The organism is Cellulophaga omnivescoria (assembly GCF_001999725.1).
GTDB lineage: Bacteria > Bacteroidota > Bacteroidia > Flavobacteriales > Flavobacteriaceae > Cellulophaga > Cellulophaga omnivescoria.
Genome location: NZ_MDDP01000024.1, coordinates 66,172 through 82,333 on the forward strand (window position 1 = coordinate 66,172; position 16,162 = coordinate 82,333).

At 29.2% G+C, this 16,162-nt stretch carries 14 protein-coding genes; 11 read left to right on the top strand and 3 right to left on the bottom strand.

Going from position 1 to position 16,162, the window contains the following annotated elements:
* Nucleotides 1-114 precede the first annotated feature (114 nt).
* Both BFJ87_RS11735 and BFJ87_RS11740 read right to left on the bottom strand, forming a co-directional pair.
* Nucleotides 115-483, bottom strand: a complete 369-nt coding sequence (locus tag BFJ87_RS11735) for a DUF4870 domain-containing protein (RefSeq protein ID WP_075695738.1) — start codon at nucleotides 481-483, stop codon at nucleotides 115-117.
* 173 nt (nucleotides 484-656) lie between these two features.
* Nucleotides 657-3,182, bottom strand: a complete 2,526-nt coding sequence (locus tag BFJ87_RS11740; protein WP_077404637.1) for a S9 family peptidase — start codon at nucleotides 3,180-3,182, stop codon at nucleotides 657-659.
* A gap of 223 nt (nucleotides 3,183-3,405) precedes the next feature.
* On the opposite strand from BFJ87_RS11740, the gene mnmE reads away from it, so the two are divergent.
* Nucleotides 3,406-4,794: a tRNA uridine-5-carboxymethylaminomethyl(34) synthesis GTPase MnmE gene (gene mnmE, locus BFJ87_RS11745; protein WP_077404640.1), complete on the top strand. Its 1,389-nt coding sequence runs from the start codon at nucleotides 3,406-3,408 to the stop codon at nucleotides 4,792-4,794.
* 235 nt (nucleotides 4,795-5,029) lie between these two features.
* Nucleotides 5,030-5,263 carry a hypothetical protein gene (locus tag BFJ87_RS11750; protein WP_077404643.1) on the top strand — a complete coding sequence of 78 codons (234 nt, stop codon included), beginning with the start codon at nucleotides 5,030-5,032 and terminating at the stop codon, nucleotides 5,261-5,263.
* Nucleotides 5,264-5,310: 47 nt separating this feature from the next.
* On the opposite strand, the gene BFJ87_RS11755 is transcribed toward BFJ87_RS11750, so the two are convergent.
* A complete protein-coding gene (locus BFJ87_RS11755) occupies nucleotides 5,311-6,522 on the bottom strand; it encodes a hypothetical protein (RefSeq protein ID WP_077404646.1) in 1,212 nt (403 codons plus the stop codon).
* A gap of 196 nt (nucleotides 6,523-6,718) precedes the next feature.
* Here BFJ87_RS11755 and BFJ87_RS11760 point away from each other — a divergent pair, with 196 nt between their 5' ends.
* From BFJ87_RS11760 to BFJ87_RS11800, 9 genes are all read left to right on the top strand, one after another.
* Complete coding sequence (locus tag BFJ87_RS11760) at nucleotides 6,719-7,252, top strand: hypothetical protein (protein WP_077404649.1); 534 nt, start codon at nucleotides 6,719-6,721, stop codon at nucleotides 7,250-7,252.
* 156 nt (nucleotides 7,253-7,408) lie between these two features.
* Nucleotides 7,409-8,305 carry a hypothetical protein gene (locus BFJ87_RS11765; protein ID WP_077404652.1) on the top strand — a complete coding sequence of 299 codons (897 nt, stop codon included), beginning with the start codon at nucleotides 7,409-7,411 and terminating at the stop codon, nucleotides 8,303-8,305.
* 55 nt (nucleotides 8,306-8,360) lie between these two features.
* On the top strand, nucleotides 8,361-9,464 hold the full coding sequence (locus tag BFJ87_RS11770) for a toxin-antitoxin system YwqK family antitoxin (protein WP_077404655.1): 1,104 nt from the start codon (nucleotides 8,361-8,363) through the stop codon (nucleotides 9,462-9,464).
* 47 nt (nucleotides 9,465-9,511) lie between these two features.
* On the top strand, nucleotides 9,512-11,332 hold the full coding sequence (locus BFJ87_RS11775; protein ID WP_077404658.1) for a toxin-antitoxin system YwqK family antitoxin: 1,821 nt from the start codon (nucleotides 9,512-9,514) through the stop codon (nucleotides 11,330-11,332).
* A gap of 82 nt (nucleotides 11,333-11,414) precedes the next feature.
* A complete protein-coding gene (locus tag BFJ87_RS11780; protein ID WP_077404661.1) occupies nucleotides 11,415-12,362 on the top strand; it encodes a tRNA dihydrouridine synthase in 948 nt (315 codons plus the stop codon).
* A 25-nt stretch (nucleotides 12,363-12,387) separates the two neighbouring features.
* Nucleotides 12,388-13,101 carry a hypothetical protein gene (locus BFJ87_RS11785; protein WP_077404664.1) on the top strand — a complete coding sequence of 238 codons (714 nt, stop codon included), beginning with the start codon at nucleotides 12,388-12,390 and terminating at the stop codon, nucleotides 13,099-13,101.
* Nucleotides 13,102-13,117: 16 nt separating this feature from the next.
* Complete coding sequence (locus BFJ87_RS11790) at nucleotides 13,118-14,209, top strand: DUF6688 domain-containing protein (RefSeq protein WP_077404667.1); 1,092 nt, start codon at nucleotides 13,118-13,120, stop codon at nucleotides 14,207-14,209.
* A 29-nt stretch (nucleotides 14,210-14,238) separates the two neighbouring features.
* The gene (locus BFJ87_RS11795; protein WP_077404670.1) at nucleotides 14,239-15,504 is read left to right on the top strand and encodes a hypothetical protein; all 1,266 of its coding nucleotides are present in this window, start codon (nucleotides 14,239-14,241) and stop codon (nucleotides 15,502-15,504) included.
* Nucleotides 15,505-15,526: 22 nt separating this feature from the next.
* The gene (locus BFJ87_RS11800) at nucleotides 15,527-16,159 is read left to right on the top strand and encodes a hypothetical protein (RefSeq protein ID WP_077404673.1); all 633 of its coding nucleotides are present in this window, start codon (nucleotides 15,527-15,529) and stop codon (nucleotides 16,157-16,159) included.
* The last annotated feature ends 3 nt before the right edge of the window (nucleotides 16,160-16,162 follow it).

A 16,162-nucleotide genomic window follows, 5' to 3' on the forward strand; every position in this document is an offset into this window, starting at 1 on the left:
AGTTAATGTGTGTACTGCAAAATTAGACTATAATTTTGATATAAAATCAAAAAAAAAATCTGTCTCTAATTAAATATAAGAGACAGATTGTTTAAACTATTTAGTATTAATATGTTATGATATAAAAGATATTGTCATAAATTTACTAGGCGACTCTCCGTTTGCAGCTCTCACAGCATTTACTATTGGCATAACAAAGCCTATAATACCTACAAATAAAAATCCTAAAAGCCCTAAACCAAACAATAAAATTCCTGGTACGCTAATTATAATATATAAAAGTAAGCTTAGCTGAAAGTTTACTATAGACTTTCCGTGCTCGTTCATCCCCTCTACACTATCCTTTGTAGTTAACCATAATACCAAAGGCACTATAAAACCTCCTACTCCTGTACAATAATGTAATAATTGTGTTAAATGTGTAACTGCTAACAATCCGTTATCAGACCTTGTTGTTGCTTGTTGTTGATTAATAATTTCCATTTTTTGATTGATTTTGATGTTATTACTTTATCAGTAGCACAATTGTTTATAATGTTACATTAAAAACTCAAAATTTTATTTTAAATCTAAAAAATCATCAACATAAAAACCAAAAAAACGCCTGTATTTGTTACAATACAGGCGCTTAAATAAGCTATTGTGCTTTTATATAATTAGTGCTTTGGTTTAGCTCTATTCATTTCTAACATATCTACATTGGTAGCTTCTACACCTAAAAAGTGTTTGCTAAAATAATCTGCTTTTAACCAAAAGAAATACTCTGTCATACTACCAAAACCGTGTCTTTGACCAGGCATCATCATAAAATCGAATCTCTTGTTTGCTTTAATTAATGCATTTGCCATTCTAATTGTAGCTCCTGGGTGCACATTGTTATCTACATCTCCCGTTACCAACATTAATTTTCCTTTTAAGTTAGCTGCTAAAGTCTGGTTTTTATCAATATCGTATTTATATGTAATAACGCCATTAGCATCTTTTACCTCTTCTACTCCGTGGTGCGTTTCACTCCACCAACTATTGTACATAGAGTTATCATGATTACCTGCAGAAGAAACCGCTACCTTAAAAAAGTCTGGGTATACTAGCATTGCCGCCGTAGACATAAATCCGCCTCCAGAGTGACCAAAAATTCCCACTTTGTTTATATCTATAAAACTATGTTTATCTGCTAATTGTTCTGCAACATACTTTTTATCTGCTAAACCATAATCTCTTAAGTTACCATAACCGTAATTGTGGTACCATTTAGACCTGTTTGGGTGGCCACCTCTGTTCCCTAAACTAACTACTACAAAACCAACTTGTGCGAGCCTATCTAATCTATTCATAGAAACAGAAAAAGACTTGTTTACAGCCTCTGTTTGTGGACCAGGATACACATACTCTATTAATGGGTAACTCTTAGTTTCATCAAAATTAAAAGGCTTATACATTACGCCGTAAAGGTCTGTAATACCATCGTCTGCCTTTACTTTAAACGGTTCTGGAAATTTGTAACCTGTTGCCATAAGCGCAGATAAATCTGCCTCCTCTAACTTTAAAATTACATTACCGTTACTAGATCTAAGCTCTGATTTAGGAACCGTATTTACCCTAGAGTAGTTGTTTACAAAAAATCTATTAGAGTCTGCCATACTAGTACTAGTATTATAGTCTCCTTTATTTAAGTTTTTTAATCCTGTACCATTTAGGTTAATTTTAAAAAGATGCTCGTAATACGGATCTTGCTCTTTAGTAACACCATTAGCAGTAAAAAATAATGTACGCTCTTTTTCATTAACACCCACAAAACTATTAGAGTGGTAACTACCTTTTGTAATCTGGTTTTTTAAATTACCGTTTGCATCATACAAATAAAAATGTGCCCAACCGTCTCTCTCTGACCATTGAATAATTTCTTGCTCATTATTAAATAACACAATGTCCTTGGCCTCTACATAGGTATTAAGTTCCTCTTTAATTAGCGTTTTTACTTCTCCTGTAATAATATCAGCAACATTAACATGTACTTTTTTTCGGTCTCTGCTTGTGCTACTAAAATATATTTTACCTTTTTTAGAAAGCAATAACGTTGGTCTAAAATCATCACTAAAATTCATTTTTTTAGTAGGTGCGCTATAAATATCAATACTTTGCTGTATTGTAGTGTCTAACTTTACAGTAAGCATTTCTTTAGAAGGAATATCAAAAACCAAAATTTCTGGTTTAGAAAACTCTTTTTCTCCTGGCATATGGTATTTATATGTTTCTAAAGTTGGTCTTTTTTTAGCCACAGAATTTATAACCCATAAATCTTTTAAATCTCTAGAATCAGATCGTTGGTACACAAACTTTTTAGAGTCGTGAGACCAATACCCTCTTATTCCCTTACGCTTGTCTTTATTCTCTTCTTTAGTCTCGTTATTCTCTCCCCAAGATCCACCACCGTAACTGTAGTTTTCTACACCATCTTTAGTCCATTGGTGTTCTACAATGGTAGAATCTTTTTCATCTTTTACAGCTTTTAAATAGTTGGCTTTATCCATCCAATATAAATTGTGCTGTTTAGAAAACAATACAATACTGCTATCTGGAGCTATATTAGCCCATCGTTTTTTATTTTCGTCTTCTTTTATATTGTTAATAACAGTTAAACCATTACCTCCTAATTTGTATTCTAAATAATATACTTTGTTCTCTTTTTTAGGTGCTTTTTTAGCTCCCTTGGCTTTACTAGAGTCTTTAGAAATGGTATCATTTTTTTTATCGTCTTTTTTATCATCAACAACATCTACTTTTTCTTTAGATGTTACTCTAAAACGTATTGCTGTTTCATTTTTTACAAACTTAAAATTAAAGCGTGGTAAATGTTTTGCATCGTAAGGATCTTTAGTTATTAAAGTTAACCATTGAGCCATTTTAGCATTGTCAAACAATTTTGTTTTTGTGCCACGGTCTGCATCTACCAAATAAAAGTTTGCACCTTCTGTTGTTTTGTATTGGTACCAAAAGCGGTTTCCATTTTTTAACCAATTAGGACGTACATTAGTAGAATGTACAATTTTTTTTAAATTATCTGGAGAAAATTTTGCAGCTTGCCTATAATTTGGCGTTGGTACATTACTGGTTTCTTCTTGGGCAAAAGTTATTGTACTAGATACAACAAACAATAGCAACAAGGCAATTTTTTTAATCATTTTTAGATTTTTGAGTTAGTTAGGTTTCTTTTCGTTGCTAACAAAAATATCATTACCCAGTATAACATACTTACATTTAACGTTTTGTTAAGATGCATAGTTGCATTTTTAAGCATCTCTTACCTTTTTAACACGTTACACCTTACGCTTCCCTGTTAGCTACAGTATTTATTTAATGTAAAATGAATACACAGCAACTTTAATAATTTGTATTTTTGCATTTATGTTTTCACAAGATACTATAGTTGCATTAGCAACACCATCTGGCGCTGGTGCCATAGCAGTTATAAGGCTTTCTGGGCCAAACGCAATTACGTTGGCAAATGCTAAATTTAAATCTGTTCGTAATAAAGATTTAACAAAACAAAAAACACATACCATACATTTGGGTCATATTGTAGATGGCGCTAAGGTTTATGATGAAGTTTTGGTATCGCTTTTTAAAGGGCCAAACTCCTATACTGGTGAAAATGTTATAGAAATATCTTGTCACGGATCACAATACATACAGCAACAAATTATACAGTTGTTTTTACGTAATGGTTGCCGTATGGCAGATGCTGGTGAATTTACATTACGTGCATTTTTAAATGGCAAGTTAGACTTGAGTCAGGCTGAAGCAGTTGCAGATTTAATTGCGTCTGATAATGAGGCTAGTCACCAAATAGCGATGCAACAAATGCGTGGCGGTTTTTCATCAGAAATAAAGAAGCTACGTGAAGAACTTTTAAATTTTGCATCATTAATAGAGCTAGAGTTAGATTTTGCTGAAGAAGATGTGGAGTTTGCAGATCGTACGCAGTTTAAAACCTTACTTGCAAGAATACAAGAAGTATTAAAACGATTAATAGATTCTTTTGCTGTTGGTAACGTGCTAAAAAACGGAATTCCTGTAGCTATTGTTGGCGAACCAAATGTTGGTAAATCTACGCTGTTAAATGCGCTGTTAAATGAAGACCGCGCTATTGTGAGTGATATTGCTGGTACCACTAGAGACACTATAGAAGACGAAATATCTATTGGTGGCATAGGTTTTAGATTTATTGATACTGCTGGAATACGAGAAACTTTAGATGTTGTAGAAAGTATTGGTATTAAAAAAACGTTTGAAAAAATTGAACAAGCACAGGTTGTTTTATATTTAAGTCCGCTTACACCTGCTGTAGAAAATTTAGACGCTGTTAAAATAGAAATTGAAAAAATAAAAAATCAGTTTCCGTTAAAAACTTTAGTTACTATTGCTAATAAAAAAGACTTATATGCACCAGAACAAATAGCAAGTATTGAAGAGGAAATTCCGTCTATTTTATTTTTATCCGCTAAAAAAGGTGATGGTTTAGAAACTTTAAAAGATAAATTACTTGGTTTTGTAAACACAGGAGCTTTACGCAATAATGAAACTATTGTTACCAATACCAGACATTATGATGCTTTATTAAAATCTTTAGAAGGTATAGAAAAAGTACAACTTGGTATGGACGGTGGCATATCTGGAGACTTACTAGCTATAGACCTTAAAGAAGCGCTATACCATTTGGGTGAAATTACAGGGCAAGTATCTAATGATGAACTACTTGGTAATATTTTTGCTAATTTCTGTATTGGAAAGTAATCTGTTAAAACATTACATACTAGTGTTCTAAATTCTAATAAAAAAGCATAGACTTAGTAATTTTTACAATTTTTTGTACCTAAATTGTACCTTATATTACTTTAGCTAAAGTAAAATATGTTAAACCAAGTCCTATATATTTTTACACATTAACTCCTATACCTGTAGGCGATGAGATTAGGCAAAAATGTGGGGTAAAATATTGCTTTAATTGGTACTTTAACTTAAAAATACAATGATTATAAAACAAGAAGAAAAATTTAAAGTAGTACTTTCTAAAATAGAAGGTAAAATTAACGAACAGAGTTTTTTTAATACATTTATAGAGTTGTATCCAGACGCTTGGAAAAATCACAAAATAGCTTATTCTAAATTTAATAAAAGTAAAAGGTTTGGGCAGACCATACCTTTACCAAAGCCAGAAATATCTTTACGTAAAGAAATTAGATTGTTTTTACAAAAACAATAAAAAAACCGAGCCAAAGACTCGGTTTTCTTTTATAAAGTAAGTTATTTCTAGTGTTCTATATCGTATGCCAATATTTTAAATTGATATGGTGTAATACCTAAATTAAATTCTTTAACAACTTCCATTTTTTCTAAGTTATACTGTATAATTTTTTCTTCTGACGGAATAGATAGGTATAAAAAATCATCAAAATAATCTATATTAGTAGTAACAGATCCGTGGCCATCAGATTCTGTATCCATTGTAATAGATAATTTACCTTCATATACAACAGAATTAGATATTACATTGGTAACTTTAATATCTCCACTCTTGGTTATACTTAAAATTTCTTTTTTATCTCTAGAAACCATACATTTAAATAATTCTGCTGTTTCATGTATTGGTGTAATTTCTTCACTATTTATATTAATAAAGTAAGCTCCTTTACTAGAGGTATATCCAACAAAAATAACGTCTGAAGTTGTAGCAAGTATACTTCCAAACCACACGTTTTCTTCAAAACTTGTTGGGTAATTTATAATTTTTTGTTCTCCATTATCTTTAACAACCAATACACCAGTATTAGATCCAAAAAGCGCCGTTGTGTTGTTACCGGCACTACCGTGTATACCAGATGTACTTAAACTTTGCTCTTCTTCAGATACAACTTCACCGTCTTGGTTTATAATATGTACTTTTTCTGGTAATACAGCACCATTTCCTAATTTAGTAACTGCAATATTTCCGTTTTTAAAAATTACCATTGCACCGTGGTGTGCAGTTGTCCCAGTTGTTATATTTTTAGCAGTTGTATTATTGGCTATAGTTTTTTCATCAAAAATAGTAAGAGTTGCATCGCCATCGTTATAAACAGCCACATAATCTTGTTCTGATTTAAAGTGTGTTGGCTTTAAACTTTCAAATTTTATAGCACCAAAACCTGTTTCACCTAAATCATGACTATGGTCTCCGTGATCTATTTCTCCACCTATATTAAACGTTTCTGTAAAATTATTGTCTCTGTGTGTTATAACAGCGTATCTACCAGATTCTGTAGCATATATACTACCTTTTGCATATGATGCTTGGTAAGCTGTAACCTCTTCATTATCTACATTAATAAAATTTAATGAAGCAGAATTTGCATCAGAAACTAATAATGAAACATTTTCATGATCTTCGTGATGTTCATCATTTACAGGTGCATCATCATCCTTAGAACAGGCCATAAATAAAGTAGATACAGCTAAAAGTGGTAATAAATAAGTCTTTTTCATTTGTGTGTTTTTAATTATTGAAGCGCAAATATATACAAACGAATTATTAATGCAACATAGTTGCGTTTATTTTGTATTTATATATAAATCACTAAAAAAACTTTTGCAGGATGTTTAGCTAAACAAAAAAAAGAGAAAATGGGTGTGTTTATACCAAATTAAACATACATTAGTTAAAAAAGGACAATAATTACAAATGCAATTAGATTTAATTTATACAAAAACCGACAAGTTTATTTTATCTAAAATTACTGCTAGTTATAAAGTTTGGCAAAGCAAACTGTTTTACTATACTGCACATTTAAACTTTATAAACACTAAAGATTTTGTTTGTTTTTTAAAAGATGATTTTAAAATATCGGATAAAAACAAATCAGAAATATATAACTATGTAAATAATAGTGATCAAGATTTTTTTGAGTTATCTGTGCTTAACAACAGTATAAGTATTAAACAAATACACTTACAATTATTAAAATCTAAAAATACGCTTATACATTGGGAAGATTGGTTTTACATATTTAGCAAAACAAGTACTAACAATTATCATTTATGGGTTTTTCTTGGTGGTATTACAAACCAGGTTAGAGAAATAAAGTTGAATGCTAAACAAATTAGTGAGTATGAAGAATTAGGCATTACCTACATAAAAGCATTAGCAACAGATTTACAGGTAAGAGAGTCTAAAATTTATAAAGAAGCAATAACTAACAATAATAGAATTTTATAATTCAAAGCATAAAAATCATCCAAAAATACAATAATACCTTACGAATATTAATTGACTAATTACTGCTCTGGGTATTATACTTAATATTGATAGTTGTAACAGTTCTTCCATTAGAAAAAAACCTTAGAACTAAAATAACTATCAAAATTAAACCCAATGATAAAAAAAATTATACTTGCTATTAGTATTACTCTGGTTATTTCTTGTAAAAAAACTAACACGAATACTAAAATAGCTGAATTAGAAAAAATAATTGAAAAAGAAAAAATAAGAAGTAGTACCAAAGAAAGACAAAATGAACGATTAAAAAATACTATTGAAAATCTAAGAGATAAAATAACTGAAAATAAAGAAACTAAAGAGAATAGAAATTCTATAATAGCAGAATCAATTGACATTTTAACTGATAAAAAAATAATGATTCAGAACCTATTTAATAGTTTTGATCTTGATAATAGTGATGCCAGTAGAGGTATTGCAACTAGTTATTTTTTACAATCTTATGATGGATTTTCTGATTTTGACACAAAAAATGAGTATTACTCCTATATAACTTCTAAAATTGACAGAAGTCCTGAAAATTTAAAAAAAATATTTACTCCACAAGTTAAAAAGAATATATACAAGCTTTTTAAAAATAATAAAATTTATAAAAATTCTGGTGCAGAGGCTTTGTTAAAAGCTTCACTAATAATTTATAATGATACAGGCCAAGATGCATATATATCTAGAGAAATATATTCTTTGGCTAGCCAAGATAATTATAATGAAGTTGAAGATTATATTTCCAGTACTATTGATGATAGTATTTTAAAAGAATTGAAAACTATTTTAAAGTATGAAAACTACTCTACTTATGAAAAAGTAACTGAGTTAACAACAGAAGACAGATTAACTTATTTATACACATTTTGGGCTAGAAGATATAATGAAGGAAATGCAGCGTATGTTTATGAGCTATTAAAAGAGTTTCATAATAATGTAACTACAGAACAACCAGGACCAGAAGAATTAGATGTAGATGAACTAAACCTAGAAAATTTAGCTAATTAAATAAAAACTTTGACAAAAAAACACAATAACATTTAGCATAAAATCTATATTTATTATGAGAAAAATTATACTAATACTAACCATTTTACTTGCTACTAATGCAAACGCTCAAGTAAACTACTTAATGTGGGAAAACGTAGATACACAACGTTTTGGTAAAGAAACACTATTTAAGACTGACAACAAGCTTTTAAACGGAAGTTACAAAATTGCAGAAAACAGTGGTGCTTATACAGAGGTAACTTTTGCAAACGGTAAAATGGTTGGCACTAAAAAAAACTATGATTTTTCTGGTAATTTAGAGCAAGAAATGGTTTTTGATAAAAACGGAAAAGCCAATGGCAAAAGTACATCATACTACAGTAATGGTGATATTTTTGAGGAATTTAACTATAAAAATGGTCTTAAAAATGGTGAGTGGAAAACCTTTGACAAAAAAGGAAAAATACAACGTTTAGAAAACTATAAAAACGATTTAAAAGAAGGTCAATGGGTTTCTTATTTAAAAGATGCTCGTACGGGCACTAACTTGGTAGAAACATCATTTTATAGCGAAAATAAACCAACAGGTAAATGGTCACAAAAAACAGAAGACAACCGTTTAATTTGGGAAAAAGAGTATAGTGCACCAAAAAATTATATTAAAAAAGAATATTACCCAAATGGTAAACTAACTTCTGTAGAAACGTATGTAAACAATAAAAAAGATGGTAGTAGTAAATATTATAACTCTGCCGGACTTTTACTAAGTGAAAGAACATATGCTGATAGTTACCCAATAACAGAAACCAGTTTTTATGACAACGGAAACAAAAAAGAAGTAGTAAACTCCAAAGACGGTTATAAAGATGGTTTGTACCAAAAATATTCTAAAACCGGTAACCTCGTTACAGAAGGTCATTTTAAAATAGGTTATAAATCTGGCGAGTGGAAACACTACAACAGTGATGATATGCTAGAAACTACCTATATATATGCAGATGGAAGAAAAAACGGAATATCTAAAACGTATAATGAAGCTGCTAAAATAGAAAGCGAAGGACAGTATAAGAATGATGAAAAAACTGGTGTTTGGAAATTTTTTAAACTAAACGGTAAAATTTCTAAAGAGGTAGAATACAAAAATGGTAAAGTAATTTCTGAAAAAACCTACAACTAGTAATTTATAAAATATTATAGTAAAAAAAGTCGCTAATATAACTACAAATGAAAAAAAGTATAGTTCTAATATGTACATTATTAAGTGTTTTATGCATAACAGCACAACGCACTACCAGAAATAATATAAAACATAAAGTGTACGGCAATGCCATAGTAGAAAGTAAATATAATAAAGATAATATTTTAGTAGAACAAATTACATATACTAGAGATACTGCGGTAACTAAGAACCATAAAGAAATAGGTGAAATAAGTTACTTCTATGAAAACAAAAAATTAAAAGCTAAAGGTAATTTTATTGTTAAAAAAGATGCTGTTGCTAGTTTATTTGGAGCATACAGAAAAAAAAATGGTAAATGGTTATTATATAATGAAACAGAAAATTTGATAGCCGAAATTAACTACCTAGATGATAGAGAAAATGGTCCATATATTTATTATCATAAAAACGGAAAAATTGGTCAAACTGGAACTTTTTCTAATGGTAAAAATGTGGGTATACAAAACATATTTTTTGATAATGGAAAATTGCATAAGTCTACTGAGTATAAAAATGGCTTAATACATAACATAATTTCACTTAAAAATAAGCAAGGTAATAACATTGAGTACGGCACTTTAAAAGATGGTAACGGAACAATGAATGATTATGATTTAGAAACGGGTAAACTAAAAAACACTTACACTTTAGAAGATGGACTTTTAAACATAATAGACACTAAGGTTGTAAAAACACCTAACGGTAATATCATAGAAAAAAAATATAAAAACAGAGATGGTAGTACAGATAAAATTACCAGAGCAATTAATGGTATTTTAGAAGGCACACAAGAGTATTATAATTATAACGGAAAATTAAAAGAAACCATAAATTACACCAACGGAGTAAAAAATGGCAAGCATACAAAGTTTAATGATGATGGCACTTTATTTTTTGAGTACAACTATGTTAATAATAAAAAATTAGGCGCATACAAATATACTCCAGAAGGTTTTAAAGATAATTTTTATGTATTAGATGAAGGTTATTATGATGAAAATGAAAAATTTACAGGAAATTTTACTCGTTATTTACAAAACAAACAAGATGTAATACGTTTAGGTAAAATGAGTGATGCTAAAATTGTTATTGAATCTGGTGCTTATAAAAACCATAATAAAATAGGTGTTTGGAAAACGTATGATGAAACAGGTAACCTCACAAAAGAAATTAATTTTTCTGCAAAGGCAAAAGACAATTATGTTAAGAAAGAGTATTTTAATGACAACAAAACTTTGAAGTCTATAGTAGAATACGATAATGAAAAAGAAGAAGGTACAAGAAAGGTTTATTATGAAAATGGACAGTTAAGATTATTAGCTACTTATAAAAACCAAGCTTTAAACGGTGCGTATAAAGAGTATTTTAATAACGGACAATTAAAAGAGGAAGGACAAAGAAAAGAAGGAAAAAAAATTGGATATTGGAAAGAGTATAAAGAAGATGGCAAAATAATGCATAACCATAAATACGAAACAGATCATTGTTGTGCTCCTAGTGAAATGATAGATTATTACTATCATAACGATGGTAATTTATCATCAATAATTAAACAATTTGATCATAAAAAGAATCCTTCTAATGAAAATGAAAGCTACTTTGGTAGATTAGTTCAAAAGAAGTATTCTGAAAATGGAAACTTAAGTGAGGTTATATCAAAAAAGAAAAATAATTATAACTCCTACAGCGTGTTAGATGGCTTGTACCAACAATACTCCATTTCAGGAAAACTAAAATCCGAAGGCTACTACAGTAATGACAAAAAAACTGGTACTTGGAAATATTATAAACTAGATGGTACAATTTCTAATGAAGTTGAATATTAAAATAATAAAGTAATTTCTAAATAAACGTATAACCAATAAAAGAGGAATGCAAAAGTTTATATTTGCTGCTTAAAAATAATTAATGTCATACCAACTATTATCATCCCCTTTACAAGGCTTTACAGATTATAACTTTAGAAATGCGCATCAAAAGTTTTTTGGTGGTATAGATACCTATTATGCGCCTTATATTAGGTTTAATAAAAAAATGATTATAAAGGGCTCTTACCAAAGAGATTTAAACCCAGAGGTAAATACATCTTTAAACCTTATACCACAGGTAATGACGGCAGATGCAGACCAATTTATATTTGCAATAAAATACATACAGTCTTTGGGGTATAAAGAACTTAATTGGAATTTAGGTTGCCCCTATCCTATGGTTACAAATAGTGGTATGGGATCTGGACTTATTTGTAACCCAGAGAAAATAGACCATATTTTAGACCGTGCACATAGCGAAACAGATGTTACCGTGTCTATGAAAATGAGATTAGGATACGAGAATAGTAATGAAATACTAGAATCCTTTTCTGTATTAGATAAATATCCTTTAAAAAGTATTGCTATACACGCCAGACTAGGCAAACAATTGTATAAAGGCGGTGTAGATTTAGAAGGTTTTCAAAAATGTGTGGATGTTGCCAAACATACATTGTATTATAATGGCGATATAACAACTGTTGCTCAATTTAAAAAAATGAAAGAGCAGTTTCCTAGCATACAACATTTTATGATTGGACGTGGATTAATTTCAGATCCGTTTTTACCAAATATGATAAAAAACAACACAACAGAATATCCTAAAGGTAGATGGCAGATTTTTAAAGAATTTCACGATACTATTTACCATCAGTATGATGAATTATTGTCTGGGCCAACACCAATAAAAATGAAAATGTTAGGATTTTGGGAGTTCTTTTCATTAGCAACTAACAACCCAAAAAAAACATACAAAGCAATAAAAAAGGCTGGTAACCAATTTAAGTACAAACAAGCTGTAGCAGATATTATTAAAGAACAAAGATAGAATTTAAATAAATACCTAATGTAATTTGAAATTTACTGCTTATAAATACAGAATTATTAAAGAAAAACTTTCTATAACAAAACAAATAGTTTATTCTAGTTTTGCTCTTTTTGTTTTTGGATTTATAATACTTTTTTTAAATACTAAATTTCCATTAACCGATAATATTCTGCCAATAATTGTTCCCATATTTATAATTTCTATGCTATTTTTTGGTGTGGCACATATATATCAATTTTATGATTATGAATTAATTAACTGTGTAAAGGAAGGACATATAGAGTTTAGTACTAATGAATTTATTATTGATTACAATAACAAAATTAACTATGAAGATGTTACTGACTTAAAAATTAATATAGATGCCTATTACGGACAAACTATAGACCAGTATTACAGAAACCCTATACATAAGAAAAGCTTAGGCATTAAAAACACAATAGTTATAACTACCTGGGATAAATCTTTTACATATAACTTTAAATTAGAACACTCTATACATACAATAGAACTAAAAAAAACAATTTTTAATTTAGTCTTAAGTGAAAAATTAGGTATTAAAAATGTTAAAAAATTGATTAAGCTAATACCTTCAGATTTTAACAAAACCGAAGATTATAAAGCATTTGTTATTAAGCAAATAACCTCTAAAAAAATTAATTGTACAGAAGGACTACTATTACACGGTTATAAAACAGATAAAGAAGCAAAAGAACTAAGAAACAAGTATTGTGTTTAATTAAAAAGAAAAGCTAATGTCAATGATTATCCCTTTATTACTCGTTTTATTTTTTGTACTAATATTTTTTACTGTTAAAGCAATAAAGAAAAACAAAAAAGGCATAAGTAATTTAGAGGTTACTGTATTTGTTTTCTACATACTTTCTTTTCTTCTTTTTGGACTTGGTTTACTTACACACATACACCAGCATACAGAAGCCATAGACCCAGTAGATTCTGAATGTTACATACCGTTTGGCGGCAAACACATATTAACACTTATTGTTTATTTTATTTTCTTTAACATCTCTGCTGGTTTTATATGGATTAAAGGCCGTAAACTGCCTCCTTTATCCCTTGTTTTTTTCTTAGTTTTTTTAGTAATAGGATTATTTATTAATACTGCTATACTCATACAAATTACAACTCATAACCTGGAAACTTTAGGTATGTATAAAGAAAACTCTGGTACATTCTTATTTGTATTTACACCTGCTATAAGTTTAATTATTGCTGTAGGACTTCTTTTTAAAATAATTAAAGAAGAAAAAATTCAAGCAAAAGACAAAGCTTATAAAAATAAATTTCTTAATAGTTGTAATACCTTTTTAGCTAGTAGGTTTAACGAGTCCGTTTGGGCATTACTATTGTTTATTCCTGTTTTTACCTTAATTACAATTATTTTAATGCTATTTGGACAAGACGTGAACTCTATTACCAAGGTGTTTACAGAAACTACAACTTGGGCTTTTTCACAAAAAATGCACCCTCCTATTCTAGACCACAAAGGTCATTATTTATGCACTGTAGCCGCTAAAGGAAATCCTAAAATTGTAAAACCTATTTGTTTAGGAAAAAGACATAATAGGATAATAATTGTAAATAGACAATTACAAGTTGCAAATGCTTTTGAAGAAATGATTACAGATATGTCTCCTGGTTTACACTCATTTATTAGACGAAATTATGATAAGTATGGCTATAATTTATCATTAAAAATTAACTCCAAAATAGGCTCTAATATCACCTATATTTTAATGAAACCTTTAGAGTGGATTTTTTTAGTAACCTTATACTTATTCTGTGTTAATCCAGAACAAAAAATTAGCAAACAATACCAATTATAACAACTAATAACTTCACTAACCAAATTTCTATGAAAAACATAAAACTATTTATTCTCCTTTTTTTTACAACCATATTTACGAGTAGTGCACAAAGTATTGAAGAAATTGTAACTAATAAAGCTTCTGCAAGTTGTAATTGTATAGATAATATAGATTATATAGACAGCCAAGCAGATTTTGAAATAAAACTAAAATCTTGTACAGCGCTTAATGCAAAAGACTCTACTAAAGTACTTAAACAAACTACTTTTAATGAGTATAATAAACTTTTACAATCTAAATTATTTGAAAATTGCACTGCTATAGAAACTAAATTAACAAAGCTTAGAGAAAGTTACTTAATTACTAATATGGACTCTTTATACAGCACAGAAAAACAATATAAAAACATAGAAGAAGGTTTACTTGGTAGTTATGGTTTATCTTTTGGTAATAGGTCTCCAGAGGGTAGTCCAACCCTATTTCTTTACCATAATAACAAATATGTAATAGCTTCTTTTGGAGAAGTACAAGTAGGTACTTGGCGTGTTGTAAAAGAAAAATATTTACATCTAAACCCTAATAAAACTAAATATCCTTTTAGCGTATACGGTCGTTACAACCCTAGTATTGGAGACTCTAGTAAAACCTCTTTTTTAGGGGATAGGTTTAGTTATAGAACATTAATTACATACAATAAGACTACTAAAAGCCCTATAAACCTAACTCCTATTTTTAATAAAGATGCCAATTGTTTTGATTTTCCCTACGTGCATAAAACAGCTAGTGTGCCCCAACAAATATCCTTAGCATTTAACCAGTCTTATGAGGAATCTGAAGATCAAAAAATAACACTATACAATTTTAAAAACACTACTAGTTTTAATGACTTTATTATTTTTGAGTATACAAGAGAAGAAAATAAAATGCCTATTAGAGTTTTAATAGATGGTAACCAATTAGTTTTTAGTGAGCATCAAATAACAGAAAAATCTCCTTTGCCAAAACCAGGCTCAGAAAATGACACATTTATAAAAGAAATGTCTGCCATTAACTTTACTCCCAAAACTGTTTATTACAACTTTGGTTATAAAGAATTTAAGAGTGATGAAATAAATTCTAAAAACTATAAATACAATAAAAAACTAAATAATTATAAATACAAAAGAAAAGTTGCGGCTACTTACGAAGAAGAAACAAGTGATTATCACAACTTTTTACAAGTAAATAAATATGAAATGTTACAGGAAGTAACCCAAGAACAAAAGCAATTTAAAATAGATAAAAAGTCTATAATTTATACAATTTGCGATTAAAATAAGTTATAAAAAATAGAAAATGGGATTAAGTATTACCAGCGGTATTTTAGCCGACTTTATAAATAATGAGCCTGAGGGCTATGAGGCTTACAAAGCTGAATTTGATCAAGTAAATAAGTTATTAGAATTAAATGGCTACAAACCACATTTAGAACCTAATAAATTAGATGTAGATCCGTTACAGGTTGGTGGATTTCCGTATTCTTTTCTACATTATTTAAGACGATTTTTTGCATATCATATGAATGATGAAAATTGGACTCCTATTCCTTTTGATGAAAATTTAGATCCTGCAACAGATGCTATTGTAGAAGAAGAATCATCTATGTTTTATAGTCACCTTTTAGTACACTCAGATTGTGCTGGTTATTATATTCCTATAGATTTTGAAGACGTTATTTTTGATACAGAAGAGTATCCTGTACAAGGAGCTATGGTTGGTTCTACTTATGGCTTACTAACAGATTTAAAAAGCGTTGCAAAAAAGTTAGGTGTAGAACTAAATGAAAATTTAGAGGTGTTAAATGCAAATACCCTATACAGTACCATTGACAACCAAGGAGATTTTTGGATAGAGAAAATAGTTTGGTTAACACTATTTGAAGCTGCCAACTACAGTATAAAAAATAAAACAGCTATAGTTTTTAACTAAGAC